The sequence below is a fragment of the Haloarcula terrestris genome (assembly GCF_031624315.1).
Classification (GTDB): domain Archaea; phylum Halobacteriota; class Halobacteria; order Halobacteriales; family Haloarculaceae; genus Haloarcula; species Haloarcula terrestris.
Genome location: NZ_JAMQOM010000003.1, coordinates 24,789 through 51,037, shown reverse-complemented (window position 1 = coordinate 51,037; position 26,249 = coordinate 24,789). Strand labels below are relative to the sequence as shown.

Genomic DNA, 26,249 nt, shown 5'->3' with positions numbered 1-26,249 from the left:
ACCGCGAAACGGACGGATTGAGCGCCCGTGTCACCCGTCTCAGTCTACGCTTCCAGGGAGGGCTTCGAGAAAGGCAACGATGTCGTCCCCGTCAGCACCGAGGCCCCCGCCCTGTGCGACGGTCGGCCGACCGCCGCCACCGCCGCCGAACTCTGTCGTCACTCGGTCGACCACTGTACCGGCGTCGACTGCGCCGGTTGTGCCGACACCGAGGTACTGGCCGTCGGCGTCGACCAGCGCGGCCACGTCGATATCGTCGTCAACGACGGACTCCGCCCGGTCAGCCAGCGCGTTCGCGTCGAGACCTGACACGGTCCCGACAAGCCACGTCCGGCCGTCTTTTTCGACCGTGGTCTCCCGCAGGTCCGCGATGCGGGCCTCGACCATTTGCTCGCGGAGGGCCGACACGGTTTCCCGGAGGTCGTCACGCTCCGACTGCAACGCCTCGACAGCCGCCGGGAGGTCAGCGACGTTCGTGTCGAGCGCTCGCGCAGCGGCCCGCGACTGCTCGTGGTCGGTCGCCCGCTGACCGATGGCCCGCGGGCCGACGGCGAACTCGACGCGAGTCAGCCCCTCGCCGGGATTTGACCGACCGAGTACTGTCACCGGCCCGATCTCCCGCGTGTTCCCGACGTGCGTGCCGCCACAGGCCGCCACGTCCCAGTCCTCGATTGTGACGATTCGAACGGTGTCGCCCTCGATGCCCTCCTCCGTCTTCGTGTTGAACGCCACGTCGTCGCGGGCGAGGGCGTCCGCCCGCGGGACCTCAGTCCAGTTCACGTCGTAAGACTCCCAGACAGCGCGGTTCGTCAGCCGTTCGAGTTCGACGAGCGTCGCGTCGTCGATTTCGGTCGTCGTCTCGAAATCCACGCGCACCTTCCCGCCGATAGCCGGCCCGAAGTCGTCGCCATCGGCGTCGTCGTCGTCCGGGATAGAGGCGCTGATGTCGAAGCCGCCGTAGCCCAGCTCCGACAACAGCCGGCGACCGGCACCGTAGAGGACGTGGCTGGCCGTGTGGGCACGCATGCAGTACGTCCGAAACGCCGTGTCGATGTTCCCCTCGACCGTCTCGCCTGGTTCGAACGCCGGCGGTTCAGACAGTTCGTGGACGATTTCGCCGTTTCGCTGCTGCACATCGGCGACTTCGACGCCATCGAGTGTGCCCAGATCGGCCGGCTGGCCGCCGCCTTCGGCATAAAAGTAGGTCTCGGTTAGCACGACTTCGGTCGTTTCGATCCGTTCGACAGTCGACGTAAACGTCGTCACAGTGGGCTCGGCTGCGGCTGTTCCCGTCATGGGGTGGCGCTACACTGGCGTGGATAAAAATAGCTGCCCGTCACCACGAAACGGGTGAGCAGCCGGGCCCATTCGGGTGGTAACGGGTGCAAGGCGATACCCACACGGACAGGCGGGTAGTGAGGGGTGTAGAGACTGACTTACACCGGACCAGGCGGCTACCGAAGGCTCAATCCGCTGTTTCACATTTTATTCACATTCGGTATAGTGCGATTAATTAAATACTAGAAGAGTATTTTATAAATCATGCTCGGGAGTGGGGTCCAATCGGTACTGCTCTGGCTGGTGGTCTGGCTGTTTGCGATTGGGCTGTTCATGACGTTGCTGTACGCGTCCGGCAAGCGAGACCGCCGAAAGCGGACCCGGACGTGACCGGATCGGATGTGGAGGGCAGACGGCGGAAGTGGTGTCTGACGTTCGGCTGACGCCCCTATCGAAACCAGGCCCCAGTCTTGCGGTTTTCACTTTCACTGTAGATTACCCGGTTATATGCCCCCACGCCCCCTGCCGAAACATATGATCAAGCGATTACGCCAGGTCGTCGGGACTCGACAGCGATCACATCTGGAGTGTCGACGCTGTGGGACCACCCTCGAAACAGGTGGGGCAACCTGTCCGGCCTGCGGCTCCGGCGATATCGCGCAGTACGAACTCTGAGCACGGCATCAACTGGCCGATCTTCGGGTCGGACTTCCCTGCGTTTGCAGGTCTAATACGGGCTTTTTGGCTATCTGTACAGCGAGAACAGACCGGCAACGGAAGCAGAACCTACTGCTCGACGGATTCCCACATGTCAGATGAAATCTTCGCCTTCGGGTCATCGGGATGTGTGACCGTCAGTCGGTCCCCGGATTCGATAGCGATGAGATCGACGGTGTTGCTCTCCGCATGATTCCGCGTCGGATAGGTAAACGGCCGTGATCGGGTCGGAAGGTCACTGACCGGCGGGCACTCCGGCGGTGCGACGACATCGTCAGCGAATCCATCGGTGTGGATCTTCGATTGTGGCTTGTCTCGACCACGTGTATCGAGCCATTGGAGGCATTGCTCCCCAATCGAAGTGGTCTCAATGGCTGAGCGCACGCGATGCCTGGCCCGTTCCAGAAGCGAGGGCGACGACACCCCGCCGTCGTCCGTGCTGCTTCGGGCACCCCGTGGCTCATCCATGGGTGTGAGACTCATGGGCACAGCTAGGGAACCACGGTACAAAACCGTTGTGTCGGTCCCTATCAGAGCTCGATTCGCTCGACGATCTGATTGCCGTCTTCCCGGGTGTTGAGCGCGACGATGCGGACGTGTTCCTCCAGACCGGAATCTCTGAGCTTGGCCTTCAGCAGGTTGTCAACCTGGTAGACGCCGGCGGCGTTGTTCATCGCGATTTCGACGAGGACGGGATAGTCGTCGCCCGGGCTCAGCGTCACCGTCTCGATGGCCTGGCTGGAGACGGTGTCGATACCGCGGCCGCCGCGCTTGTAGGGGATCCGCGACCGGCCCCGCTCCATGTCCAGCGCGTCGGCGACGCGCACGACGCCGGCTTCCAGCGTCAGCGGGTTTTCCTCCGTGTGATGACAGAGAATCGCGTGTAACACCTCGCCTTTCACCTGAACGGCCTGTCGCACGTTGTAGAACTCATCGAGCAGGTCATCGAGGATATCGGCCGCGAGCGGAATCGAATAATACGGGTGTGCATCGCGGTGGACGACGTGGCCGATGTCGTGCAGCGTCGTCGCGAGCGCGATGATGACGGCCTCGTCGGCCTCGTCAAGCCCGTGATCGGCCGCGCCGTTGAACTCAACGCCGCCCTGTTTGAGGAGATCATAGAGGCACAGCGCTCGGTTCCGGACGATACCGATGTGTTTCGCGCCGTGGTCGTTGTACCGCTTCCGCGCAACGGGATTGATGTTCTGTGCTTCGAGATACGCCTGGATCTCCTCGTCGGTCGTGACGGTGTCGAGAACCGCGTTCAGCCGCCCGTCCGGGAACGCATGGTCCTCATCAGGATCATAAATGCGGCCGCCGGTGTCGTCTTTATCAACGCTCATACCACAACCCAGACAACCCACGGCGAAAAATCCCCCACCGGCGCGGTCAGGTGGCGGCGTCGATGACCTCGTCGTAGTCCGGTTCGACGCCAGGATCGTCGCTGACCCAGGCGTACGTGACTTCCTCGTTCTCGTCGATAACGAAGACGGCCCGCTTGGCCACGTTCGGTACGCCGAGGGCCTCGAAGTCCATCGAAATGTCGTAGGCGTCGACGATTTCACGGCCGGCGTCGCTGACGAGGTCGAACTCGATCCCGAGTTCGTCACGGAACGCGTTCTGTGCGAACGGCGTGTCGATACTGATGCCGTACAGCGTCGCCCCCGCCTCCGTGAGTTCGTCGAGTCGGTCCTGGAACGTGTTCAGTTCGTGGCTACAGACGCTGGTGAACGCCCCCGGGAAAAACGCGAGGACGATGGGGCCGGACTCTGTCTCCTCGGACAGTGTTATTTCATCGATGTCTCCGTTTGCGACCGGTGCGGTGAAATCTGGTGCGGCGTCTCCGACTGAAACCATATTTGCGACCTGGGACCTGGCCGGTAAAACCCTTTCCGACACGGTCGAGCTTGGCAGTTCTGTCCGGTCAGAACTGCGCGAACTTCGCTGTGACCTCATCGATCCATTCCGGTAGATCACGATCCGCAAGCGTGCCGTCAGCGTCCCGGGTCGTGACGACATCCGCGATCTCTCCCTCGCGCGTGATATCCAGACGCCAGACCCCGTCAGCCTCGATATCGACCCGGACGATGTCCTCCCCGACGGGTTTAATCGGGCGAATCGTTACCTCTTCCCCGCTTCTGACTTCCATCGTATGACTCTCAGCCGGCATTTACTATCCCTGAGTGCCCGACAGTAGTTATAACTCCGGGCAAGGACGTGTTTCGCCCACTCCAGATCCGGTAAGCCGTGGTTTAACAAACGTATAATAAATTGACACGACAGTAAAGGCGAAACTGCGGGTGCGAACCCGTGTGCGGACAACAGAAGTCATCTACCGGACAGCCACCAGCTATCGGCCTGTTCCCGTGGACACGGAGTGACCTGTCTGTCAATTGCAGTGCCAAGCCAGAGACGCCGTACAGCCAAGGATACGGTGTCTCGTTGCCCCCTCCACCCCACATCCCACTCCCCCCGGTCCGGGCTTCGCCGTGGGTTCCCGGCGAGCCCGGTTCTGCGGCTCTGGACGAACAGTGACACTCGTTTTCTGTCTGGGCTCCAGTCATGGATCGTCACTGCCCGTTTCCCGCCGACCTGTTCGTCGGAACCGGTTCAAAACCCGGCGATGGGACGGGGACGCCACTGGAACGCCGTAGCGCAGTCCCGGGAGTAGCGAATCACCTGGCAGCCCCTCCTGAAGGAGGCAAAAAGGTTATAATAGCAACCACGTAACCTTCGGATACAATGTCAGCGACAATCGGAATACTGTTCCCGGGGATGCCCGGGACGACGGAGATGATGGTTATCCTCCTCATCGCCGTCCTGCTGTTCGGTGCGAACAAGATTCCAAAGTTAGCGCGGTCGACCGGCGAAGCCATGGGCGAGTTCCAGAAGGGACGCGAAGAAGTCGAGCAGGAACTCGAAGAGATGCGTGAGGGCGGCACTGCGGAGGGCGCCGACGCATCCACCGTGGACTCGACCGAGTCCACCGAGACGGCGACGGAAACCGAGAGTAACTGAGGTCACTTTTCCGTTTGCAGCGATCTGTAGTGATAACGAAAGGGCTTTTCGCCGATCTATCGACCATCCAGTAGGGCGTGTGGCCTAGTGGACCAGGGCGAGGGGTTCCTAACCCCTAGAACGCGGGTTCGAATCCCGCCACGCCCGCTTCGTGGTTTCTCGCGTCCGCTCGAAACACACTCGCGGCCGTGGCGACCCTCGCGAAACCTTCGGTTTCGCTCAGTCCCGCCACCCCCGTGCAGTGAGACGACGAGCGAAGCGAGTCGTCGAACGAACCGGCATGGCGGGATTCTAATCAGGGAGGTCGCGCGCAGCGAAGCACGTCCGACCGTGGTTCGAATCCCGCGAGACTCGCTGCGGCAAACAAACTGAACCACAGTATCCACAGCACCTGAGATGCCAACGTATAAGTTTAGGCTTGCCTAACTCCGGCTGAGATGGATCGGGAGCCGTCCGAGCGGGCGGACGTGTGTGTTATCGGGGCCGGGCCGGCAGGGGCACTCGTCGCGAGCCAACTCGCCAGCGACGGGCAGAGCGTGGTCGTGTTAGAGGCCGGGCCGCGGTTCGACAGGTCGAAACGCGAGCAGCAGATGGAGCAGACGATTCGGCCCGGCGACCACGGTTCAGTCTGGGGGATGGGCGGCGACCGCGACGCGTTCACTGCGAGCGGCGAGCGGTACTACCCGCTGAACGTCTCCCGAGTGAAAGGTGTCGGCGGGTCGACGCTGCACTGGCAGGGGATGGTGATGCGGCTGCACCCCTCAGATTTCGACGGGAGCCACGACACCGACGACCCGGCGTGGCCGATCAGCTACGACGACCTGCGACCGTACTACGCCGACGCCGAGCGGGCGCTGGGGGTCGCCGGCGACGCGGACAACCCCTTCGCCCCGCGGCGGGACGGCGCGTACCCCCTGCCCGGCTTTCCGCCGTCATACAGCGACTCGCTGTTCGCGGAGGCCTGCGAGGAACTCGGTATCACGATGCACTCCGTCCCCAACGCCCGCAATTCGGAGCCCTACGACGGACGAGGGCCGTGTGTCGGCTACGGGACCTGCCAGCCGGTCTGTCCCTCCGGGGCGAAATACGACGCCAGCGTGGACATCGAGGACGCCGAAGCCGAGGGAGCCAGCGTCATCGACCGCGCCCCAGTCCAGCGCCTCGTTACCAACGCCGATGGGCGCGTCGAGGCGGCCGTGTATGCGACGCCGGATGGGACCGAACACCGCCAGACGGCCCGCGAGTTCGTTATCGCGGCGGGCGGTGTCGAGACGCCGCGGCTCCTCTTGCTGTCGGAGAACGGCGACCATCCGGACGGGCTGGCGAACAGTTCGGGACTGGTCGGTCACTACTTCATGGACCACCTGTTTGCCGGCGCTGGCGGCACGCTTGACGGGGGAACGCGCCAGAACCACATCGGCTTTCTCACGAGCGAGTGTCACCAGTTCTACGACGACCCCGGACAGGCAGTCGAGCGCGTCGCGGACAGCGAGACGGTCGTCGAGGCCACCGACGAGGCGCTGTCGCCGCTGAAACTGGAGTTTCTGAACTACGCCGGCCCGTCGCCGGTCGAACTCGCGCTTTCCGGCGAAGAGTGGGGCGATACGCTCCTGTCGAGCCTCCGCGAGAGCTACGGCAACAGCATCGCGATGGGGGGCCTGGTCGGCCAGCCGCCACGGAAGGAAAACCGGGTCACGCTGGACACGTCGACGACGGACGACCACGGGAACCCGGTGCCGGACATCCAGTGGTCGTGGGGCGACCGGCTCGGGCGGTCGCTCAGTCGTGCGAACGAGATTCAACACGCCGTGCTGTCGGAACTGGGCGTCGATATCTCCTGGACGGTCGGCCCGGAGAACACTGGGCCGGCGTACCACCACATGGGGACGACGAGAATGGGAACCGATCCAGATGAGAGCGTCGTCAATCCACAGCTACGGACCCACGACGTGGCGAACCTCTCGATTGCGTCCTCGTCGGTGTTCGTCACCGCCGGGTCGATGAACCCGACGTTGACCATCGCCGCGCTTGCGCTGAAGTGCGCGGACCACGTTTCCGAGCGGCTTTAATCCGCAGATTCGGTGAACGCCGCCTTGCTCCGGCGAGTGACCGACCGGAGGCCGGGTGCGCCGTGGGCAAGCCACACGGCGACGGCGAGCCCGAACAGCCCAAACTGGAACAGGACGTACGGCTCGACGGAGAGCGAGGCGAACTGCTCGACGAAGGAGGTGTCGTTGGCATATGGCGGCGGAGGCTGGAGCGGCCAGACGAGAAAGCGCAGCCACTGGACCTGCGTGGGGTCGCCGCCAAGCAGCCCCGCCACCGCCGTCGGGCTCATATCAGTCAGCGTGTGTACGAACGCGCCGAGAGTGAACGCCATCGAGAGGTCCGTTCGGCGATAGCGGACAGCGAGCCAGTGCAGGACGGCGGCGAGCAACAGGAGCGTAAACAGCGAGTGAGCTAGCGACCGCCCGGACGGCAGGACCCCGAAGGTCCAGGCGAACGGTTTGTCTATCAGATCCGGGAACTGCGAGCCCACCGCGAGCGCGGTGAGCGTCGCCGCGGTCTGTCGGCCAGCCGGGTCGATACGGGTGTAGACGACGTAGGCGAGGTAGGCGACGGCGAGATGTCCCCACGGCCACATTACGTATTCGCACGGGGGACGGCGATTTGTATCTGCTGATACAGGACTGTGTGACGACCAGCAGCAAAATCGGTGTGTCGGCCGTTCAGTACAGGCCGAGAATCGCGCCGGCGTCGAGCAGGAGCAGGATCGCGACGACAGAGGCACCGAGCAGGAACGGCCGTGCGTTCCGGGCCGGTTCGCGGACCTTCTGCTGGTCGAAGCCGTCGGCAAGCTTCGATGCTCCGACTTCGACGAGGCCGGCGAGCAGGAACCACAGGACGACCATCGTGAGGACGAGGTGGCCGCGGCCGGTCCCCGTCAGCGATTCGGCGGTGTAGCGGGTCGCTGCCAGGTGGCCGCCGGTCAGGAGGAGGAAGAGCGCGCTCGACCGCGAGACCGTCTGGAGCTTGCCGGTAATCGCTGACAGCGGCCCCGGTGAAGAGTCGCCGTTCAGCGCCGTCGGGAGGACGGCGTAGGTCATGAACAACACAGTACCAGCCCACAGCGCGGCGAATATCAGGTGCACCCCGAAGATAGCCGCGTTTACGACACTCATACACGCCGGTTGGACGCGAACCCCTTCAACGTCGTGGGTTCGGTGTTACTCCGAGGTGTCCAGCGCATCCAGCGCGTCCACGTCACCGGACATGTCGAGCTCTGTGACCGCGTCGGTGTCCGCCGAGATGTGGGTCTCGCGGTCCACGTCGTAGTCCAGTTGGTCGATGAGGTGAACGAACGAGCCGGGATCGGGAATGAGGAAGATGCGAAGGGAAAAGGCCACGTCGCTCTCTTTGATGTCGACCAGCGAGTCGAGTACGATAGTCAGCGAGTCCCGGCGGACGTGTGAGAGGGCCTTGTCGGCGATCTCGGTCGCGTCGTCCTGTACGACCGTCGGCGTCCCCATGTTGATGGTCGCGTCAAGCGTGTTCGCGATGCCGTCGATGAAGCCCGAGGTGAGGATGTTACACATCTCCTGAAGGGCGGACTCGTGCAGCTGTGTGAACCCGTCATCGACGCTGGAACCGGTCATCAGCTCGGCGATTTCGGCGGCCGTCTCGGTCTCGAAGGTCATCAGAAAGACGCCGTAGGGCGGCTCCGTCAGCCGGACCCGAGCGCTGTAGATGGTCCCACCGCCCATCTCCGTGGCGATGTCCTCCGGCTGGACGAACGAGAGGCTCTTGATCTCGACGGCGGCGTCAACGCCGGCCAGCGTCGCCAGCGAGTCGGCGACCTGCTCGGCCCCGTCCTGGATGAGCCTAGTGATGAGTGTGAGTTTCCGGATATCGATGAGAAGCGGCATTGGACACAATCATGGTCTACGGTGTGTTACCGTTTTCGGTGAGGACGGATTCCCGAGACTGAACGGCGGCCCACCGTAACGCTCATTACCACTGACTGACACGGCTTCGACGGGGAGCGTGCTATTCCGTGTCTCACCCGTCATCGACGGGTTTTACACGGGAGGCCGCCAGCGAATTTCTGGGCAGTAGTCGCCAGGGAGCCGTGGCCACGCCCGATGTGAGCACGCTTAAGCCGCCCCGTCCGTTTTGCACAGCCATGGAACCACGGGACCTCTCCGCTCACACTGTCTATCGGGCAGGTCGCGGTATCGAGGAAGTCGCTCGGGAGCTCGGTCTCGACCCGGACGACATGGTGAAGCTGGCGTCGAACGAGAACATGTACGGGCCAAGTCCCAGAGCCGTCGAGGCGATCAGCGGGGCGGCCGAACGGATGCATTCCTATCCGAAGGCCTCCCACGCCGACCTCGTCGACGAACTGGCGGACAGATGGGACGTAACGCCGGAGCAGGTGTGGCTGAGCAACGGCGGCGACGGCGCGCTGGACTGCCTCGCCCGGGCCATGCTCGACCCCGGACAGGACGTGCTCGTCCCGTCGCCGGGCTTTGCATACTACGCGATGAGCGCCCGCTATCACCACGGCGAGGTCGAGGAGTACACGCTCTCGAAGGCCGACGACTTCGCCCAGACCGCCGACACCGTCCTGAAGGACTACGACGGCGAGCGCATCGTCTACCTCACCAGTCCGCACAACCCGACCGGCGCGGAGTTCACGACCGATGCAGTCCGAACTATCGCCGAGGAAACCGACGAACAGACCCTCATCGTCGTCGACGAGGCCTACGGCGAGTTTACCGAAACACAGAGCAAGCGGCCGTTACTGGACGACCGCGACGACGTAGCGCTCCTGCGAACGTTCTCGAAAGCGTACGGCCTCGCCGGTGTTCGGCTCGGCTACGCGGTAGTCCCGGAGGACTGGGCCGACGCCTACGCCCGCATCAACACGCCCTTTTCGGCCAGCGAACTCGCCTGCCGGGCAGGGCTAGCGGCGCTTGACGACGACGAGCACGTCGAGAAGTCCGTCGAGACGGCGGCGTGGGCCCGCGAGTACATCGCTGCGGAACTCGATGCCCCGACCTGGGACAGCGCCGGGAACTTCATCCTCGCAGAAGTCGGCGACGCGTCGGCCGTCGCGGACGCCGCACAGGAGCAGGGCGTCATCATCCGCGATTGCTCCTCGTTCGGGCTGCCCGAGTGTATCAGAATCACTTGCGGGACCCGCGAGGACACCGAGCGCGCGGTCTCGGTACTGAACGAGGTCATCGAGGTGGTCGAGGCGTGAGAGTCGCTGTCACCGGCACGCCGGGCACGGGCAAGACCACGGCGACGGAGCGCCTCGACACCGACCTCGACGTGCTCCACCTCAACGAAGTCATCAAAGGAGAGGGGTTCTCGACGGGTATCGACGAGGACCGCGGGAGCCTCGTCGCGGACCTCGACGGCCTATCCGAGTGGCTCGACGGCCGCGACGGCGTGCTGTTCGAGTCCCATCTCGCCCATCACTTCGACGCCGACCGCGTGATTGTCCTGCGTGCCCACCCTGAGACTATCGTCGAGCGGCTTCGGGAACGCGGCGACGACGATTCGAAGGCCTACGAGAACGCGGAGTCGGAAGCGCTCGATGTCGTTCTGAGTGAGGCCGTCGAGGAACACGGCATGGAGTCCGTCTACGAGATCGAGACGACGGACCGGGACCCCGACGCAGTGGCGAGCGAAATCCAGGCGGTCGTGGACGGTGAGCGCGAACCGAGCGCGGGCACCGTCTCCTACATCGACTGGCTATGACACTGGATAAGTTCCGCCCGCTGGCCGACCGCGCGCTCGGCCCGTTCGTCAGCGCCGCCAAGGTCGCCGGCCTGTCGCCCAACGGCGTCAGCGTCATCGCGTTCCTGCTCGCGCTGGGGGCCGGTGGGGTGTACGCCGTCGCGACACGGGACCCGCTGCTGTATCTCGGCGGGGCCGTCCTCGTCTTCCTGAACGGCTGGCTCGACCTCGTGGACGGCGCACTCGCGCGGGAACTGAACGTGGCCTCCTCCGGCGGCGACCTGCTCGATCACGTGCTGGACCGCTACGCCGACATCGGCATCATCGTCGGCCTCGCTGCCGGTGTGAGCCAGTGGGAACTGGGCATCGCCGCCGTCACCGGCGTCCTGATGACCTCCTATCTCGGGACCCAGGCGCAGGCGGTCGGCCTCGACCGCGTCTACGGCGGCCTGCTCGGTCGCGCCGACCGGCTTGCCCTTGTCGGCATCGTCACGGGCATCGCGGCATTCGTCCCGACTGCGCTTGCCGGCCTGACGCTTGTGGGCTGGCTATTGGTCGTGTTCGCCGTCGTCGGCCACGTCACCGCCGCCCAGCGGTTCTATCACGCAATGGGTGCGCTGGAGTAGTCAGCGCACCATTTATACCGCGCCCCGTCCAAGCCGTCGGTATGGTTCAGTGCGAGATGTGCGGAACGGAGGTTTCATCTCCGAACCGCGTCAAAATCGAGGGGGCCGAACTCGACGTTTGCGACGAGTGTACCGACTTCGGCACGGAGGTCAAGACGGAGGAAACGTCGTCCACGTCGACGAAGTACTCAACGTCGTCTTCGTCTTCATCGTCGAGTTCGTCCTCGACATCGAGTTCGTCGGGCGGTGGCGGGTCCGGCGGCCGTCGCCGGGACATGTTCGACGAGATGGACGAAATCGCACAGGATTACCACGACCGAATCCGCAAGGGTCGGGAATCCCAGGGCCTCAGCCAGGAGGAACTCGCCAAGCAACTCAACGAGAAGGCGAGCCTCATCCGGAAGCTCGAACAGGGCAACTCCCTGCCCAGTGACGAGGTGCAGTCGAAACTCGAAAACGCGCTCGATATCTCGCTGAGCGCCGGTGGCAGCGCCGACGAGACCGAGTGGTCCGGCGGCAGCAGTGACGGCGAATACACGCTCGGCGATGTCGTGAAGCGGAAAGACTAGATTATAGCTGCAGGTCGTCTTTCTCGACATCGAGTTCGTCCGCAAGCGACTCGACATTCGCCGAAATGGTTTCGATATCGTCCTGGAGCTCCTGATACCGCGTGCTGTCCTGCAGTTCTTGCTCGGCCTTCTCGACGCGGAGGACGTTGCGCTTGAGTTTCTTCGAGGTGAGCTTCTGGAGGCGCTCGTTGTACTCCCGGATCTTGTACAATCGGTCGACAACCTCCTGAAGGTCGTCGCGGGTGACGGGCTTGACGAGGTAGTCGTCGACGCGCATCTCGATGATGTCGAAATCGGGGTCGACAGCGGTCACCATCGCGACGCGACAGCGAAGGCCCCGCTCCTCGATCTGTGCGAGGACTTCGTTGCCGGAGACCACCGGCATCCGGCGGTCCAGCAGCACCACGTCGATGTCGGACGACAGCATCTCTAATCCCTCTTCACCGCTGTAGGCCGTCTGGACGTGATACTGGTCGCTGAGGTAGTCGGTGTACAGGTCGGCCAGGTGTTGCTCATCCTCGACAATCAGAACGGTCGGTGTGTCGTCATCCCCTGCTGTCACGGCTTGTCTCGTTTCCCCTCTCGTCTGGACAGTAATAATTGTCATCCCCGAGCGGCGGACCGGGACGGGCGAGGCTATGGGAACGTACGCCGCCGCCCCAGCCGCGGCTTCGCAACCTATTTCCCGACAGCAGCCGGTGGCTTCGGTATGTTCGTCCTTGTTAATCTGAAGGCGTACCCGTGTGACCCGGTCGAGGTAGCGACGGCTGCTGCCGACGTGAGCGACGACTCCGGCGTTCGCGTCGCCGTTGCACCACAGGCCGCACAGATCGGCGCTGTCGCGGAGACAGGCGTCGAGACGTGGGCACAGCACGTCAGCGCCGTCGAGCACGGCAGCCACACCGGCAGTACCCTCGCCGAGGCCGCTGCAGACGCCGGCGCTGTCGGGACGCTCCTGAACCACTCCGAGAACCGACTCAAGCTCGCGGATATCGACGGCGCGCTCGACGCCGCCGACCGCGCGGACCTCGAAACCATCGTCTGTGCGAACAACCCTGCACAGATCGGCGCGGCCGCCGCGCTCGATCCCGACGGCGTCGCCGTCGAACCGCCGGAACTCATCGGCACCGGGACGCCCGTCAGCAAGGCCGACCCGGACATCGTGACCGGCGCAGTCGACGCCGCCGCCCGTGTCAACGGCGACGTGGACGTGCTCTGTGGCGCTGGCATCTCGACCGGCGAAGACCTCGTCTCGGCGAGCGACCTCGGCGCGAGCGGTGTCCTGCTGGCCAGCGGCGTCGCGAAGGCCGACGACCCGCGTGCAGCGCTCGAAGACCTCGTCGAACCGCTGCTGTAAAATCGCTGCTATCGCAGTCCTACTGTTTCAGTCGTTGTCTCCGTCCAGAAACGCTGATTCGAGTCGAGAGATAACCGACTCGACTTCGTCTTCCTCAAGCTGGGGGTCGCTCTCCTCTCGGACCAGCGCGGCCAGCCGGGCATCGTACTTCCCACGGCCGACGTGTTCGACCAGCCCGCGGAGACGTAGTTCTCTGTTTCTCGCGTAGGCTGCCGTCCGGTCCCCAGAGCCGCCCGCCGAGAAGTGGGCGTTGAGTGGCGTTCCGGGTCCCTGTTCCCGGTAGTACGCAAGCATGCGACGGGTTTTCCGGTCTAACTCCTCGATGTCATCTCGGAGGGTGCCATAGACAGCGGGGCCATCGAAGTCGTCGCTCTCGTCAGTAGGGGCTTCGGTCTCCCCGCTCGCTTCCTCGGCTTCGACGGCCTCAGCGATGGCCGCTTTCAGCGCGGCGTCGTCCGCGTCAGCGGTGTCCGTCTCAGCCTGTCCGTTTACTGGGACGGCCACCGCACCGTCGTCCGCGCTCGCTCCGTTCGTCGCTACGTCGGCGTTTTCGGCGTGACCGTTCGACGCCGGTTCGCCGTCCACGGGACTGTCGGCCGTCGCTATTTCGTCATCCGCGCTACCGCCGTTCATTGCGGCCCCGTCCGCGGCAAAAGCGCTGAACGCGTCACCGAACCCGCCGCCGGACGTGGCGTCGGCGGTCTCGTCCGGTTCCGAGGGCTGTTCTCCGTCGGTATCCGCGCTGTCGTCCGGTTCCGAGGGCTGTTCTCCGTCGGTATCCGCGCTGTCGTCCGAATCCGACGAGCCTGCAAACCGCTCGCGCTGGCGGCGCATCTTCTCCTGTTCCGTTCGGCCGGGGTTGTAGTCCTCGGCCTGGCTCAACATGGCTTCGGTGAACTGCTCGGCCATCCGCGAGAGGTCCCGGGCGTCCTGTAGTTCGGCCTCCAGTTCGGCGATGCGGGAGTTCTTCTTGTCCAGTTCCTCGCGGAGTTCCTTGATACGGTTCTCCGTCGCCTCCTGTTCCTCGCTGATGGTCTCCAGTTCGGAGACGAGGTCGTCGCTGACGGATTTGAGTTCCGGGCGCTCGAAGTCGTCGAGGCCAGGCGTCGCGCCGGCGTCGAACGTCTGCTTGCGGTGGAACTGCACCCGGCGGACCTGCTCGGCCCAGTCGTTCATCATGAACGCCTCGCCGTCGTCTAAGTCCTCGACGGCATCGGCGTACTTGTTGTCGAGAATACGCCCGACCACCTTCGTGTCGTTGTTCCAGGTCAGGCGGTGCCAGACCAGCCAGTCACACTGGGTGATGTAGTCCTTCTTCACGTCGGCCGGACGCTGGCTGATGCCGACGATGCCCAGCCCGTGTTTCCGGCCGCGTTTCCCGATCTTGATGAGCATCTTCCCGACCTCACCCATCGACCCCTTCTCGGGCATCCACTCGTGGCACTCCTCGACGAGCATCAGGAACGGCTGTTTCTGCTTTTTCGCTTTGGCGAACAGTTGCTTGGCGACTTCCGTCAGCAGCGTCTCGGCCTCCTCCTCGTCGAGGAACGAGGAGATGTCCAGAATGATCGGGACGTTCTGCTCCAGCGCCAGCGAGGCGATCTTGCCGGCGTGGTCTTCCGTGACCTGAATGTCACACTCCTCGTCGCCGCCGACGTGAAGGATCTCGTACTCCTCTTTCAGGCCGTAGTACTCGCCGTCGATATCGACGATGAGCAGGCCAAAGCCGTTGTCCAGCAGTTTCTCGGCCACCACGCTCGCCGTATTCGACTTCCCGGACCCGCTCTTGCCGGTGATGAACCCTCGGCCGGTCAGTAGTTCCACCACCGGGAGATTGACCGTCTCGCCCGGTTCCCCGGTCCCACCCGGCCCCGCGCTCGTTGTCGCGACAGTTATCTGTTCGGTCTCTGCCATGCGTTTCTGTACGGAAGGAGACGCGCAGGCCCCATAACTCTCCGTCAGACGACCATCAACTGTGGAACAGGTTCCACAGCAAGGGCAACGGCTATTGTGGTGGCACGCCTTGACATACACGATTGGTGGCTGGGGACAGATACGAGACGTTCGTCGAGGACGGAACGGTGTACGTCGGGAGTGACGACGGCCCGCTGGAAGTGGCCCCGCTCGACGACATCGTCGCTGCTGCCGGCGGCCCGGCCTGGACGATCACCTACTCCGAGGCCGAGAAGGAGCGCTATGCCGGCATGGACACCAGCGACGAGGGACTGGTGGTCGACGTAGTCGACATGTTACACGCGATGACCCACAGCCAGCGGTTCGTCGAAACGCTGGCAGCGCACCCCACTGAGGTCTCGGCCGAGGACACCATCTCACCGCGAGCGGGTCTGTTCGTCGGGAAACTTCTGGAGAATCTAGAACACGGTGTCGCCTGAGCGAACTCGCCGAAGGAGCCCTTAGAAATCCGCGAGTGTGGTCTGGCCGGACGGGAGCGTGATGTGAGTATCACGGCTGTCCGACCCCTCGTTTGCCGTCTCTCCGGCGGGCTCGCCACCCCCGCCGTTCTCGGCGAACGTCCCGAGACCGACCTGTCCCTCGCCGTCCCGTCTTTCGGCCGTCTCCGCGCCGTTGGTCGCGGTGGTGCTACGGGCCGTCTCCTCGGTTCCGGCGTCACCGCCGAATCCGTCCAGATTGGCCTGTTCGCCGGCCGAGAAATCAAGGTTCGAGACCCGAACCCCGACCTTCCGGACCGGGTCGTCGTCGAACTCTCCGAGCAGGTCCAGCGCGACGCGCCTGACCAGGTCCGGCTCCTCAACTGGGCCGGGGAGCGAACGGGCGCGCGTGTTCACGTCGAACGGTGGCGTCACGACCTTGATACCGATGGTCTGGTAGCGCGCACCCTTCCGCTGGGCGCGGTCGGCGACAGCGTCGGCGAGCGTGCGGACCTGCCGGCACTTGACCTCCGAGTCGGTCGTCGCGTCGGTGAACGCGGACTCCCGCGAGAGGCTCTTGGGGTCGCCTTTCGGCGTCACTGACCGCTCGTCCTCGCCGCGGGCGTAACGGCGTATTTCGCGGCCGCGCTCGCCGAAGCGCTCGGCCAGCAACTCCGGGTCGGCGGCCGCCAGATCGCCCGCAGTCTCGATGTCGAGCGAGTCGAGTTTCCTGGCGGTGACCGGGCCGACGCCGTGGACATCCTCGACGGGCAGGTCGGAAAAGAACTCACGGACGGTCCCGGGTTCCACGACAACGAGGCCGTCGGGCTTGTCCCGGTCGCTGGCTACCTTCGCGGCGCTCATCGTCGGCGCGACGCCGACGCTCGCCGCCACGCCCACCTCCGACTCGATGCTGTTTTTCAGGTCTTGTGCCCACGACTCGACTGTCTCCCAGGCGACGTGCTCGGTGACATCCAGATACGCCTCGTCGATACTCACCTCGCGGACGACATCCGCCTCTGCGTGGAGGATTTCTCTGACAGTCGCGGCGACGGACTCGTAGAAGTCCATATCTACCGGGCGGTAGTACCCGGCGTCTTCGACATCCAGGTCCGGGTCCTCGACGGCCTCGACTTTGCGGGGGAGCCGCTCCAGCGCTTCAGAGATCGCCATCGCCGATTCGACCCCATAGGCCCGCGCCTCGTAGCTCGCGGTCGCGACGGCCCCGTGGGTTGCCCCGTTCTCGTAGCCCATCCCCACGACGAGGGGTTCGCCCCTGAGTGCCGGCTCCCGCCGCTGTTCACAGGCGGCGTAGAAACAGTCCATGTCCACGTGCGCGACGATCTGCTCGGGGCCGCTGGTCCCGGGGAGCCGCGCGGCGTCCATACCCGAAGCTACGCGTACTGGTAGAAAACCCCTCCGGCCTCGCCGGGACTGTCACGTCAGTACCGACCCAGTGTGTCAAAATACGGCGAAAACGGAGGCAGGGAAGGTAGTGGGGTGGGGGTGTCAAATGCTCCGTGCGCCGTTGGTTTACGAAACGATGCGTAATCGGTGGAGTGGCCATTGCTCCACCGACTAGTTGTCGTCCGCCGATGCCAATCCCGGATGGTACGACGGTCGTTCCCGCCGGGAGCGTCGGAAGCTCCATGTTAACAAAAGACATGGTAACACTTCAATGTTGTCCGACATCACAATTGAATTACATTTCTCGGCGACACCAAGGCGTACTCGTGCTCGAAACGCTTTCGGTCCCCTCTCCACGACTACGACGTAATGACAGAGCTGACGGACTCGCTGCCGGACAGACCACTCTCGACGAGCGAGATCTCGGCCCTCGAAGCCCAGCACGACGACTACGGGTTCGCGCCGGTCGGGTTCTTCCCGGACCTCGATGTGGTGGCCGCGTTCGTCGTTATCATCAACGACGACCGGGGGTACAGCCTCGGCTACGACCGCGACGGCGACGGCTGGGTCGTCGTCGAATCCTTCGAGGATGGCGAGGACTTCGCCGGCGTCACTGATCGTCTGCAAGAGTGGCTGGGCGACGACTGGGCGGAGTTCGACCAAGCCGCTGTCGAGTCGGCATAACGGCGTCTGGTGGCACGATGCCGGCCAGAGAACGGACGCAGAGAGCTTCAAGAGGCCGGATCGCCTAGGGACTGGTCGATGTTGTTGACGGAGACTGCGGCAGCCGGGATTTGAACCGAACCAAGACGGTTGTACTCGCTCACTTCATTCGCTGCGTGCACTGCGACTTGTAGGGTTCAAATCGCCGGATTGAGCATCCGCTCGTCACGTACGTTCCTCGCATGATGCGGCGACCGGGATTTGAACCCGGGCCATGAGCTTGGAAGGCTCAGGTCCTCTAATTGCCGTTTTTCGGCCTGCATCCGGCAACATCACCCTCTTTCTTCCTGTCCGAATACCGATATACACATCTACGTTCGACTCACGGTTTAAAGCTTTGGTCTACCCCACCGTATGATACATAGAGAATCCTCGCATAAACGCCAAAACTCCATGCATTGAGTCGTCTGCTATCACCAAAATGGTCCTAACTACAACCAACAGTCACCTCGTTTAAATACCTGACAGTTGAGTAATATTACATAGAATTTTACCCTCGAATCCTTACCTTACTTCAGTACGAAATGAAGCAAATCAAAGAAGATCCCAGGCGTGACAATGAAGATCGACAACACGCCTCTACCGTATTGGGTGCATTGAGGGAGAATTAGTATATCGAGAAGAACAGAACATTAACCGAATTCCCAGCCCCGAGGGAATATCGGTTGAACCAACTTTTTAATACCTGACTGTCTCAGAGGGGGTATGGTTGATACGTCGGCATTTCTTGAGGCCCTCCACGGAATCGGTTCCCGCCTCGATGCAGATATGAGTGAAAAGGACGTTGAAAATGCTTTCCTCAACGAAAACTTCTACAAGCTTCTTGGGTACGGTGGTGCGGGGTTTGATCTCCGAAGCGAATGGTCGCTCCCTGACAACAAGCGTCCAGACTACGTCACTCTTGATGAAAATGAAACAGTCACCGCAGTCTACGAGTTCAAGACCACCGGTGAAAGTCTCGGATCTCACGAGGACCAACTGTTCCACTACGTCGATGAACTGAAAGCTGACTATGGCGTTCTGACAAATGGTGAAGAAATACGACTGTATCGTCGTGACGGTCATTCTCGACTTCTCACCACAAGTCTTGAAGATGCTACGCAAGGTGATTCTGCAGATCTCGAAGCGGCACTTCGGAAACCAGAATGGGACATTACTGACCCAGATAGTGTTAACGACTTTCTCAGCCGTCTTGATGAAGTGGAACTTGATAGCGAACTCGGGCGGGACCACTTCTTCGATACGTTCCGGTTAGAAGAGGACAGTCCCTTCGCAAATCTTGTGACTGCGATGATGGACCTCCTCGAAGAACTCCGCGACGAACAACATGCCAAGTTCGTGGAGGGCGCGTACGACTTCTGGGAAGCCAGCTACGCCAGCGAGCCTGACGAGACACCCGACTCGTGGGAGTCGTTCATCGACGGGAAGCAGTCTCTCCGTGACTTTATGTTCTGTCTGGAATCCGGACACGCCTTACTCGCTCGTCTCCTCTTAGCAAAGGCAACTGACGATCACGACTTCTTCCCGACAGAAAAGGGCCTCCGGAGGTATTTCGATGAACTGGGAGGGTTCAATGGGACAATCGATCTCGATGCCTACCCGATTGCGGCGAACGGAATGATCGAAGATATGCGGAACCAGCTTGTTCAAAGTCTCTTCGAGGACGATATATTCATTTGGTGGGCAGACGGTTATGGCGAGCAGACCGCCAGCCAACACAAGAATCCCTACAATCGATTCGAGACGGTCGCCAAGGAAGGAAGCGAAGTGAGTCGCGTGACGCCGGCGACACGGGAACGGTTCAGTCGTGCTATCGCACAGGTTTCCTTTGCGGTTCTCAAGTTCGACTTCTCACGGATTGAGGGCGATCCGCTCGGGAACCTATATCAGCGGTATTTCGACCCGGAGACACGGAAAGCTCTTGGGGAGTTCTACACGCCTCAACCAGTTATCGATTACATTATGGACGGCGTGGACTACAATGTCGGCGTTTCACAGGAACGCCTCATCGATCCATCCTGTGGGTCTGGTACGTTCCTCGTAGAAGCAGTCAACCGCTATCTCGAAGATGTGCGACGGTACAATGACGATCCAGACTGGGAGGAGCACCTCACCGAACTCTGCACCACACCCCATATCGTCGGCCTCGACATTCACCCATTCGCGGTGTTGATGGCGCAAATTCGATTTATGGTCGCAATCCTTCCAGAGTACCGGGAAGCCAAACAAGCTAATGATGATTTCACTATTCGTCGGCTCCCGATCTTCCGGACCGACTCCTTGCGAAACGAGCGTGAGCTAACGGGAATTGACATTGGTGATAACGAACAGACGCAGATGACACTGGACTCAATCACCGAGGACAGCCAAGATGTTAAGATTCCCGTACCGCTCCCAATTGAGGTAGATGAAGAAGAAGTAGCTGACACTGAGTTGGAAGATGGATTCCTCGTTCAGCGAGTGCGGATGCCGAAGTACAACACGGCGAAAGTGAATGCTGGAGTTCGTAACTTTGGGGAATATTATGCGGCCTTACAGGGCGTGTTGGACGTGGTGAAATTCCATATGCACGAAAATTGGTGGGAGTACGGTGGCGGTCTCAAAGAGGGTGTACACCGCTACACGACCCGTGAGTATGATGGTGTGGAGGATTTCTTTGAGCCGTATGTCAACGATATTCTCGGAACTGTGCGTTACCTTCGAGAAGACCACGGCGACGGACGGCTGTTCAAAATATTTGAGGATACCGTTCTTGCACTTGTCGTTAAGAATTACATGGACTACGACTACGTTGTTGGAAACCCACCATATGTCAGGGTTCAGTATTTGCCCGACCGTCAAAAGCGATTTCTTGACGACTTATATGATTCAGCGATAGGAAACTACGATTTATATTGTCTATTTACTGAACGGGGGATTGATATGCTATCTGAAGGAGGGCGTCTCGGATATATCACACCCAATCAGTTCATGAATACAGAGTATGGAGAGGGGATGCGACATGAAATCCTCCAAAAGACAAAATTGGAGGAAATGTATGACTTCCGTAATTCAGGTGTTTTTGAGGACGCAATGAATTGTCCTACGATTTTTATTTTGGAGAGAGAGGACTCTCCAGAAGAACGTCAAAATAATGACGTTCGATGCATTCGAGTTAAAGCCAATGTTGACGAGGAGAGTGGAAACCAAGTCGATAAGAACATAGTAAATGCAGTTAGTGAACACCGAGGAACCCCTGGATATTCCGACCAATATATTGACGTGTTCGATTTTCCTCAATCAGCTCTTGACGGGGGGTTCTGGTCTCTTATGCCTGAGGATGAACTGGCAATATTCAAGAAACTCGAAGCAAATTCTAATCAAACAGTCGGGGACGTAACTGATGCAGTATTCCAAGGTATCCGTACCAGTGCCAACAAAATATATATCGTAAATGTGCAGGATGCTGATCGTGTTGAGTCAGCAGATACTGGCGATATAGTGACTGTAGTCCCTCTCGGTGAAGAAAAAGAATACGAAATTGAAACCGACCTTCTCCGACCATTTTTACAGGGAGACGAGGTGCAACGATGGAGGGGAGAATGGTCGGGACAGCACGTTATCCACCCATACTATGCTGAAGATTCAGACGGTGATTCCGGACTTTATTCTCCAGAATACCTCAAAAAAGAACTCCCCCTCACGTGGGAATATTTCAACACACACAAACAGGAATTAGAGGATCGTGAAAGTGGTCGAATGAGAGACAAGCCGGATTGGTATGGATATATTTATCCCAAAAACTTGGATAAATTTGAACAGCCAAAGATAATTCAACCCGCAATCTCGAAAGGACGCTCCTCATTTATGTTAGATGAGTTTGGTACTTGGTATTTTACGACTGCATACGGTACGGACTTAATAGAGTCTTATCAGGACAAAGCTGAGATTATTGCATCGCAACTAAACTCAAAACCGGTGGAATTCTACTTTAAACACATTGCCGCACTGAAGATTTCAGGAGCACACGAATATCGGTCACAATTTGTCGAGAAGCTTCCCGTAGTTACTGCAGTAGAAGATGGGAGTCAGGAAATTTTGACGAACCGAGTAAATAAAATAGTCAGTTCAATAGATCTGAGAAATAGGACAGAGCGGTTCCCTGAGGCCTATCTTGGGGAATTCGACGGCGATCTTAGATATATAGATTACGAGTGGCAGACTCGGCGCTATCCAGTCAACGCGGATATACAAGAAAAAGGGACTGGGGGTCGGTTCGCTGTTACGGCTGGACGCTCTGACGAGATTACGAATCCTCTGATGGATAGAGGAGATAGAAAAGAAAGGAAGCTTCGAGCGCAGTACGTCCACGCTACAGTTGATGGACGAAACATGAAGAAGGGCGAGGAACAGACGATCCCCATTCCTCAGTCTCGTGACGGAGTGGAACAGCTCATGGAGGAATTAGAAGACGACCAACAGACTATCGAAGACACCAATATCGAAGACCTGGAAGCGGAGATTGACCAAACGGTATATGACCTATTCGAACTTAGCGAGGATGAGCGGCAAGTCGTTGAAGACTACCTCGAAGTATTCTAAAAGTCTCACCTAAAACCAGGATTGTACTTCTTATTATAATAAGAAATGCATTGAGTCGTGTTAGAGACTAATACATAATATTATTGAAAAGAAACTGATCGGGATTTGAATAGGGTACAAAATAGGTCACCAATTTAGCCGCGTCAATGAATTAATATTAGAACTACTATTTGACGATGTTTTCCGAAGTTCTACGTATGTATATTGTACGTGAAATATTGGAAAAGATTAGACTACTTCACCGTATTCAGCTAATGATTCCAATTTCACATTCGACCAATGATACGCATTCCCACGGCCAGCACGGCAATGTGACACATATCCTTCTTCGTCTAATTCCTTCATCAAATCACAGACCTGTTTCTTGCCGATTGAAATCCCTTCTGCAATCTCTTTGTTCGTCCATTCTCCATTCGGCCACTTCTTTGAACTTTTGATTGTCTCCACAACTTCCTGCATTCCATTGGACCAAGTTGTCACCTCCAAGTATGTTTCAGGATTCACCCATTCAGGGAGTCGAGAAGTGTGAACGTACACTGTCGCTCCATGAACTGGTTTATCCGGGGTTCGTCCAAATCGCATCACGGCTTGTAGAACTTCGTATTGGACAACATCTTGAAAGAGGGCATTTCCAAGTGGCCCGAGATCGAGGTCAACTCCACGAAGGTCTTGACCATCTTCATCCGTTGCCCGTTCTACTGATTCCCCATCAAAAGCGGCCCACCGTTCGACAGCTTCGTTTTCTGGAGGGTGTGGACTACCAATGACGATTGCGAGGTCTGTGTCTGCAAAATCATTACTTCCTTTCAAATCGCCATAATGGCCTATTCTTTCAATATAGTCGTCCAATCCAGAGGACCTATAGATCTCTTTGGCTGTTTTTGATGTGATTACGGCAGGTCGTGTTCCCTCACGTTCCGGAACACTTTCCAAGAGTGCGCCGTCGGATTGGGTATTGACGTGAACTCCACTTTCGTATGGTTTCGTACCAGCGTCGGTTTGGATGATTCTGAGGCCAAGAACTTCGCTAAGATATGTTCGTTTCTCCTGATCATCCTCAAGGACAGTCTCGTGATTTACCCAATCACCTCCAAGGACGAGTCGCCATTTGTTGATCATGGGTGTGCCATCAAGCGCAACTACGCTCTCTGCCGCGTAGAACGGCGGTGGGATGAGTACTGTCCACTCATCTTCTGGACTACGAACCGCCTTGCGACCTGAACCCAGTTCCGCATATTCCCACTCGTTCCCTAACAACTCAAATTCAAGCCCGGCGTGAGTCAACAATGGTGCGTGAGCGTGAAAACCAGGGTTCTGCTGTAGCTGGACACGTGTGTCCCGGTGGGAATAGAAGCCGAGTTCATCCTTCCACTCCTCTACTGTATCTTCATACTCGTCCTTGTGTCGCCTGTAACGCAGGTCTTTCCAGTTTTCGAAGGGAAGATTATCTTCGGCTTTCAGATAGTTGCTTACAGCTCTCGTAGCTTCGTTGTGTGTCGGATCAAAAAAGTAAGCATCACTGGGAAATTCGTCTATGGCGACATAGCGATCTTCGAGATAGTCTCGATTGTGTGCCTGGAGATAATGACCAATCAAAACATCGTAGTCTTCAGGATTAAATTCCCGCGCATCCATGTACTGACAGGGACCATCGTGCTGGCAGGGAAGTTTGCTCCCAAAGTACTGTTTGGACTTTCGATGGATTTCTGCTCCTGAAATCCCTGCATCATAGACTTCACTCACATCATTCTCGATGGAATAACCTTCACCCATGGTATCACACAGATGGTGAAAAGCAGGTAGAACGTGGAAATCCAACTCCCGATTTATGCACCACTGTTCATACTGTCCGTAGAGTTCACGACGTGATGTGAAGACTGAGAGGTGCTTCCCGGTTGTCTCTGCCCACTTGATTGCGTGATAGCTTTTCCCCATCGCAGGAAGTGCTTCAACGAGAGTTGAGCCGTCTTGCTCAAACGCGGTATGAATAGTACTTTCGAGGCGATCTCGAACATCATCAATGCTAAGCTCTGGTGCCGATTTCGTCAACAGACTATCGTTGGAGATACTATACTCAAAGGAAGGACGTACAAATCATTGCTGGGTCGCAAGCCGAATCAGATGATATTCAAGCGACAGTACATACCAGTGCCACCAGGTTTTCTTCCATGCTCTCTCTTTTAAAATACTCTTCACATCTAATGTAAGCCTTCTAAGCTACCTCCAACTTCTCACTTCTAACCGAATATATCTGAAAGAGACTTGTCTACCTATTTCGTAGCCAGGTGCGGCGAATATTCCAACCGAAATAATAGCTCATTGACTTCCTCCACGTACGATCTATACATAATGATTTAACTTTGTGGTTAGATTGAACTTTTTACTCCGTTACCGACTACGAATCACCCCCTGATTTCGTGTGGAATGTTGACGCGGAGTCAAAGCTGGTAAGATCGTCAATGCGTTGTTCCAGTTCTTCAATCTCCTGCTGAAGTTCGTCGGTATTTTCGTCTGTCGCCGCAAGTCTATCTTTCAGTCCTTGGAGTCGAGACTCTTTCTCGTCCTCGTCTACCTCAGCTTTGCGAACGTATTCACTCTCCTCGATCTCATACACATCCGATTCCGCGATCTCCGTCACCTCCAAGGCTTCATCAACCTTGCTGGTGTCCACACTGGTCACGCGCTTCCGGTCGATACCCGCATCTTTCAGTGTCTCAAGCACTTCATCCTCGTCCCTCAATGAACGGTTACGTCGAGACGTGCGCTGAACTGAGCCGTACTGACCGGACACTGGTTGGTCGTGATGGAGACGGCTGAGCAGAACGCTCCGAACATCTTGTCGCAGGTCATTAGCATTCCGTTGTACGTCGGAGAGAAGTGTGTAGAGGTTCACCAGTGCGGGTGTTTCCATCCCTTCCAAGTCGGTCGGATCATGGCGTTCGAGCGCGTCAATGAGTAGTAGTGCGTCAGCATAGACTGGAATATCAGGTTCTTCTCGCTGACTTTCGTCACTATCTACCTCGTAACCATCAACCAGTGGCGAACCTGTTGGCGTGTCACTCTCTGTTAGCGTCCCTTTCCGATCATCAATCTCAAACCGTGGGTGGAGACTCAGTACAGTCGCGTAGGGTTCGGCGTCCGGTGGGAGTCGGTCAAGATCGAAGTCACCATTGCTATCCTGGACACGCTGAAATAACGTCTCAAACTGATCACGCTGGAGTGGGATGGTTTCGTCACCATCCCGGAACGAGATGAGTATACGATGCTCCTGAGCGGCTGATACACGGAAAGGCTTTCGTGAGAGTGGAGCCAGGAGTGTCGCGTCAGAAGGGAGTTCATCCACGTTGTCGAGAAGATTATGCCAGGTTGGACTGAATGACATATCTGATCTTCCTCAGCACAAGGGCAAAAACTCATGGACGGCTGAGATGGAGAGGGGAAATACGAGTAGTCAATTCACCCCCTATTCCTGACCTTAGACGAGAAATTTCTCAGACGAAGCTACCTATATGTGAGCTGTGGAGATGGTACGAATGTTTTAACCCCTCTACTTAAACACTAAAATATCTGGTGTGTTCCTTATAACATAATATATATTATATTATGACATTGCGAGACTCATTACGGTCATAAATCCCACTAATACTAAAAGCTCCTCAGTTAGTCCATATGAGGTTTTTCGTCCAACATGACCAAGGGCACTTGGAAGATTATAAAACACACTCAGGACTGTGTCAGATGCCTTAGAATCTACCGTGGCTATATTACTCTGCCCCTTTGCTCCAAGCATTCTAAATGCATTGTTTTGAAATATGTATCATAGTATTTCATTCTA

General features: G+C 58.8%; 25 protein-coding genes and 1 tRNA gene. 13 read left to right on the top strand and 13 right to left on the bottom strand.

Translation table 11 applies throughout. The features are described 5' to 3' along the window. Positions 1-39: 39 nt before the first annotated feature. The gene (locus NDI54_RS07340; RefSeq protein ID WP_310895806.1) at positions 40-1,296 is read right to left on the bottom strand and encodes an alanyl-tRNA editing protein; all 1,257 of its coding nucleotides are present in this window, start codon (positions 1,294-1,296) and stop codon (positions 40-42) included. A 246-nt stretch (positions 1,297-1,542) separates the two neighbouring features. Here NDI54_RS07340 and NDI54_RS07335 point away from each other — a divergent pair, with 246 nt between their 5' ends. Both NDI54_RS07335 and NDI54_RS07330 read left to right on the top strand, forming a co-directional pair. Next, entirely contained in the window at positions 1,543-1,668 is a 126-nt protein-coding gene (locus tag NDI54_RS07335; protein ID WP_310895805.1) for a hypothetical protein, read from the top strand. 144 nt (positions 1,669-1,812) lie between these two features. Then, entirely contained in the window at positions 1,813-1,953 is a 141-nt protein-coding gene (locus NDI54_RS07330; protein ID WP_310895804.1) for a hypothetical protein, read from the top strand. A 111-nt stretch (positions 1,954-2,064) separates the two neighbouring features. Here NDI54_RS07330 and NDI54_RS07325 read toward each other — a convergent pair whose 3' ends face one another. The 4 genes from NDI54_RS07325 to NDI54_RS07310 all read right to left on the bottom strand — a co-directional run bounded on the left by NDI54_RS07325 (position 2,065) and on the right by NDI54_RS07310 (position 4,144). Then, positions 2,065-2,478 (bottom strand): hypothetical protein, encoded by a 414-nt coding sequence (locus tag NDI54_RS07325; protein WP_310895803.1) that lies wholly within the window; start codon positions 2,476-2,478, stop codon positions 2,065-2,067. 47 nt (positions 2,479-2,525) lie between these two features. Then, the gene (locus NDI54_RS07320) at positions 2,526-3,338 is read right to left on the bottom strand and encodes an HD domain-containing protein (RefSeq protein WP_310895802.1); all 813 of its coding nucleotides are present in this window, start codon (positions 3,336-3,338) and stop codon (positions 2,526-2,528) included. A 46-nt stretch (positions 3,339-3,384) separates the two neighbouring features. Continuing rightward, positions 3,385-3,852 carry a redoxin domain-containing protein gene (locus tag NDI54_RS07315; RefSeq protein ID WP_310895801.1) on the bottom strand — a complete coding sequence of 156 codons (468 nt, stop codon included), beginning with the start codon at positions 3,850-3,852 and terminating at the stop codon, positions 3,385-3,387. A 67-nt stretch (positions 3,853-3,919) separates the two neighbouring features. Next, entirely contained in the window at positions 3,920-4,144 is a 225-nt protein-coding gene (locus NDI54_RS07310; RefSeq protein ID WP_406600172.1) for a hypothetical protein, read from the bottom strand. A gap of 626 nt (positions 4,145-4,770) precedes the next feature. Between NDI54_RS07310 and NDI54_RS07305 the strand changes: the two genes are divergently transcribed. The 3 genes from NDI54_RS07305 to NDI54_RS07295 all read left to right on the top strand — a co-directional run bounded on the left by NDI54_RS07305 (position 4,771) and on the right by NDI54_RS07295 (position 7,082). Beyond that, positions 4,771-5,013 carry a twin-arginine translocase TatA/TatE family subunit gene (locus NDI54_RS07305; RefSeq protein ID WP_310896323.1) on the top strand — a complete coding sequence of 81 codons (243 nt, stop codon included), beginning with the start codon at positions 4,771-4,773 and terminating at the stop codon, positions 5,011-5,013. A 73-nt stretch (positions 5,014-5,086) separates the two neighbouring features. Then, positions 5,087-5,160, top strand: a tRNA-Arg gene (locus tag NDI54_RS07300). 290 nt (positions 5,161-5,450) lie between these two features. Continuing rightward, entirely contained in the window at positions 5,451-7,082 is a 1,632-nt protein-coding gene (locus NDI54_RS07295) for a GMC family oxidoreductase (RefSeq protein WP_310895799.1), read from the top strand. Here the strand turns inward: NDI54_RS07295 and NDI54_RS07290 are convergent. From NDI54_RS07290 to NDI54_RS07280, 3 genes are all read right to left on the bottom strand, one after another. Further along, the gene (locus NDI54_RS07290) at positions 7,079-7,657 is read right to left on the bottom strand and encodes a metal-dependent hydrolase (RefSeq protein WP_310895798.1); all 579 of its coding nucleotides are present in this window, start codon (positions 7,655-7,657) and stop codon (positions 7,079-7,081) included. The two genes, NDI54_RS07295 and NDI54_RS07290, sit on opposite strands and share 4 nt — an antisense overlap. 85 nt (positions 7,658-7,742) lie before the next feature. Next, complete coding sequence (locus NDI54_RS07285) at positions 7,743-8,195, bottom strand: transporter (RefSeq protein ID WP_310895797.1); 453 nt, start codon at positions 8,193-8,195, stop codon at positions 7,743-7,745. 45 nt (positions 8,196-8,240) lie between these two features. Then, on the bottom strand, positions 8,241-8,939 hold the full coding sequence (locus tag NDI54_RS07280; protein ID WP_310895796.1) for a chemotaxis protein CheC: 699 nt from the start codon (positions 8,937-8,939) through the stop codon (positions 8,241-8,243). A 257-nt stretch (positions 8,940-9,196) separates the two neighbouring features. On the opposite strand from NDI54_RS07280, the gene hisC reads away from it, so the two are divergent. The 4 genes from hisC to NDI54_RS07260 are packed head-to-tail and all read left to right on the top strand — an operon-like array spanning position 9,197 to position 11,956. Then, the gene (gene hisC / locus NDI54_RS07275) at positions 9,197-10,279 is read left to right on the top strand and encodes a histidinol-phosphate transaminase (protein WP_310895795.1); all 1,083 of its coding nucleotides are present in this window, start codon (positions 9,197-9,199) and stop codon (positions 10,277-10,279) included. Next, complete coding sequence (locus NDI54_RS07270; protein WP_310895794.1) at positions 10,276-10,782, top strand: adenylate kinase family protein; 507 nt, start codon at positions 10,276-10,278, stop codon at positions 10,780-10,782. Before hisC ends, NDI54_RS07270 begins: the two co-directional genes overlap by 4 nt. Then, complete coding sequence (locus NDI54_RS07265) at positions 10,779-11,387, top strand: CDP-alcohol phosphatidyltransferase family protein (RefSeq protein ID WP_310895793.1); 609 nt, start codon at positions 10,779-10,781, stop codon at positions 11,385-11,387. Before NDI54_RS07270 ends, NDI54_RS07265 begins: the two co-directional genes overlap by 4 nt. A 41-nt stretch (positions 11,388-11,428) precedes the next feature. Then, positions 11,429-11,956: a multiprotein bridging factor aMBF1 gene (locus NDI54_RS07260; RefSeq protein WP_310895792.1), complete on the top strand. Its 528-nt coding sequence runs from the start codon at positions 11,429-11,431 to the stop codon at positions 11,954-11,956. 1 nt (position 11,957) lies between these two features. Here the strand turns inward: NDI54_RS07260 and NDI54_RS07255 are convergent, their stop codons facing one another. Then, the gene (locus NDI54_RS07255; RefSeq protein ID WP_310895791.1) at positions 11,958-12,563 is read right to left on the bottom strand and encodes a response regulator; all 606 of its coding nucleotides are present in this window, start codon (positions 12,561-12,563) and stop codon (positions 11,958-11,960) included. Between the two features lie 102 nt (positions 12,564-12,665). Between NDI54_RS07255 and tpiA the strand changes: the two genes are divergently transcribed. Further along, positions 12,666-13,313, top strand: coding sequence for a triose-phosphate isomerase (tpiA, locus tag NDI54_RS07250; protein WP_008309909.1), 648 nt, complete (start codon positions 12,666-12,668; stop codon positions 13,311-13,313). Between the two features lie 27 nt (positions 13,314-13,340). On the opposite strand, the gene NDI54_RS07245 is transcribed toward tpiA, so the two are convergent. Next, the gene (locus tag NDI54_RS07245) at positions 13,341-15,227 is read right to left on the bottom strand and encodes a helicase HerA domain-containing protein (protein ID WP_310895790.1); all 1,887 of its coding nucleotides are present in this window, start codon (positions 15,225-15,227) and stop codon (positions 13,341-13,343) included. Between the two features lie 125 nt (positions 15,228-15,352). Here NDI54_RS07245 and NDI54_RS07240 point away from each other — a divergent pair, with 125 nt between their 5' ends. Continuing rightward, positions 15,353-15,706: a hypothetical protein gene (locus tag NDI54_RS07240; protein ID WP_310895789.1), complete on the top strand. Its 354-nt coding sequence runs from the start codon at positions 15,353-15,355 to the stop codon at positions 15,704-15,706. 21 nt (positions 15,707-15,727) lie between these two features. Here the strand turns inward: NDI54_RS07240 and dinB are convergent, their stop codons facing one another. Beyond that, positions 15,728-17,089: a DNA polymerase IV gene (gene dinB, locus NDI54_RS07235; RefSeq protein WP_310895788.1), complete on the bottom strand. Its 1,362-nt coding sequence runs from the start codon at positions 17,087-17,089 to the stop codon at positions 15,728-15,730. A gap of 390 nt (positions 17,090-17,479) precedes the next feature. On the opposite strand from dinB, the gene NDI54_RS07230 reads away from it, so the two are divergent. Then, positions 17,480-17,794: a hypothetical protein gene (locus NDI54_RS07230; protein WP_310895787.1), complete on the top strand. Its 315-nt coding sequence runs from the start codon at positions 17,480-17,482 to the stop codon at positions 17,792-17,794. A gap of 744 nt (positions 17,795-18,538) precedes the next feature. Next, positions 18,539-22,414 carry an Eco57I restriction-modification methylase domain-containing protein gene (locus NDI54_RS07225; RefSeq protein ID WP_310895786.1) on the top strand — a complete coding sequence of 1,292 codons (3,876 nt, stop codon included), beginning with the start codon at positions 18,539-18,541 and terminating at the stop codon, positions 22,412-22,414. Positions 22,415-22,642: 228 nt separating this feature from the next. Here NDI54_RS07225 and NDI54_RS07220 read toward each other — a convergent pair whose 3' ends face one another. Then, the gene (locus NDI54_RS07220; RefSeq protein ID WP_310895785.1) at positions 22,643-24,463 is read right to left on the bottom strand and encodes a hypothetical protein; all 1,821 of its coding nucleotides are present in this window, start codon (positions 24,461-24,463) and stop codon (positions 22,643-22,645) included. A 346-nt stretch (positions 24,464-24,809) separates the two neighbouring features. Beyond that, positions 24,810-25,796: a PD-(D/E)XK nuclease family protein gene (locus tag NDI54_RS07215; protein WP_310895784.1), complete on the bottom strand. Its 987-nt coding sequence runs from the start codon at positions 25,794-25,796 to the stop codon at positions 24,810-24,812. Between the last annotated feature and the right edge of the window lie 453 nt (positions 25,797-26,249).

What these genes read in the sequence shown, in the direction of transcription:
- NDI54_RS07315 (WP_310895801.1), bottom strand. Translation starts at nt 3,852, where the DNA reads ATGGTTTCAGTCGGAGACGCCGCACCAGATTTCACCGCACCGGTCGCA.
- NDI54_RS07245 (WP_310895790.1), bottom strand. Translation starts at nt 15,227, where the DNA reads ATGGCAGAGACCGAACAGATAACTGTCGCGACAACGAGCGCGGGGCCG.
- NDI54_RS07285 (WP_310895797.1), bottom strand. Translation starts at nt 8,195, where the DNA reads ATGAGTGTCGTAAACGCGGCTATCTTCGGGGTGCACCTGATATTCGCC.
- NDI54_RS07310 (WP_406600172.1), bottom strand. Translation starts at nt 4,144, where the DNA reads ATGGAAGTCAGAAGCGGGGAAGAGGTAACGATTCGCCCGATTAAACCC.
- NDI54_RS07290 (WP_310895798.1), bottom strand. Translation starts at nt 7,657, where the DNA reads ATGTGGCCGTGGGGACATCTCGCCGTCGCCTACCTCGCCTACGTCGTC.
- NDI54_RS07325 (WP_310895803.1), bottom strand. Translation starts at nt 2,478, where the DNA reads ATGAGTCTCACACCCATGGATGAGCCACGGGGTGCCCGAAGCAGCACG.
- NDI54_RS07335 (WP_310895805.1), top strand. Translation starts at nt 1,543, where the DNA reads ATGCTCGGGAGTGGGGTCCAATCGGTACTGCTCTGGCTGGTGGTCTGG.
- NDI54_RS07280 (WP_310895796.1), bottom strand. Translation starts at nt 8,939, where the DNA reads ATGCCGCTTCTCATCGATATCCGGAAACTCACACTCATCACTAGGCTC.
- NDI54_RS07260 (WP_310895792.1), top strand. Translation starts at nt 11,429, where the DNA reads ATGGTTCAGTGCGAGATGTGCGGAACGGAGGTTTCATCTCCGAACCGC.
- NDI54_RS07255 (WP_310895791.1), bottom strand. Translation starts at nt 12,563, where the DNA reads ATGACAATTATTACTGTCCAGACGAGAGGGGAAACGAGACAAGCCGTG.
- NDI54_RS07340 (WP_310895806.1), bottom strand. Translation starts at nt 1,296, where the DNA reads ATGACGGGAACAGCCGCAGCCGAGCCCACTGTGACGACGTTTACGTCG.
- NDI54_RS07265 (WP_310895793.1), top strand. Translation starts at nt 10,779, where the DNA reads ATGACACTGGATAAGTTCCGCCCGCTGGCCGACCGCGCGCTCGGCCCG.
- NDI54_RS07305 (WP_310896323.1), top strand. Translation starts at nt 4,771, where the DNA reads ATGCCCGGGACGACGGAGATGATGGTTATCCTCCTCATCGCCGTCCTG.
- hisC (WP_310895795.1), top strand. Translation starts at nt 9,197, where the DNA reads ATGGAACCACGGGACCTCTCCGCTCACACTGTCTATCGGGCAGGTCGC.
- NDI54_RS07330 (WP_310895804.1), top strand. Translation starts at nt 1,813, where the DNA reads ATGATCAAGCGATTACGCCAGGTCGTCGGGACTCGACAGCGATCACAT.
- NDI54_RS07215 (WP_310895784.1), bottom strand. Translation starts at nt 25,796, where the DNA reads ATGTCATTCAGTCCAACCTGGCATAATCTTCTCGACAACGTGGATGAA.
- NDI54_RS07230 (WP_310895787.1), top strand. Translation starts at nt 17,480, where the DNA reads ATGACAGAGCTGACGGACTCGCTGCCGGACAGACCACTCTCGACGAGC.
- tpiA (WP_008309909.1), top strand. Translation starts at nt 12,666, where the DNA reads ATGTTCGTCCTTGTTAATCTGAAGGCGTACCCGTGTGACCCGGTCGAG.
- NDI54_RS07225 (WP_310895786.1), top strand. Translation starts at nt 18,539, where the DNA reads ATGGTTGATACGTCGGCATTTCTTGAGGCCCTCCACGGAATCGGTTCC.
- NDI54_RS07320 (WP_310895802.1), bottom strand. Translation starts at nt 3,338, where the DNA reads ATGAGCGTTGATAAAGACGACACCGGCGGCCGCATTTATGATCCTGAT.
- dinB (WP_310895788.1), bottom strand. Translation starts at nt 17,089, where the DNA reads ATGGACGCCGCGCGGCTCCCCGGGACCAGCGGCCCCGAGCAGATCGTC.
- NDI54_RS07295 (WP_310895799.1), top strand. Translation starts at nt 5,451, where the DNA reads ATGGATCGGGAGCCGTCCGAGCGGGCGGACGTGTGTGTTATCGGGGCC.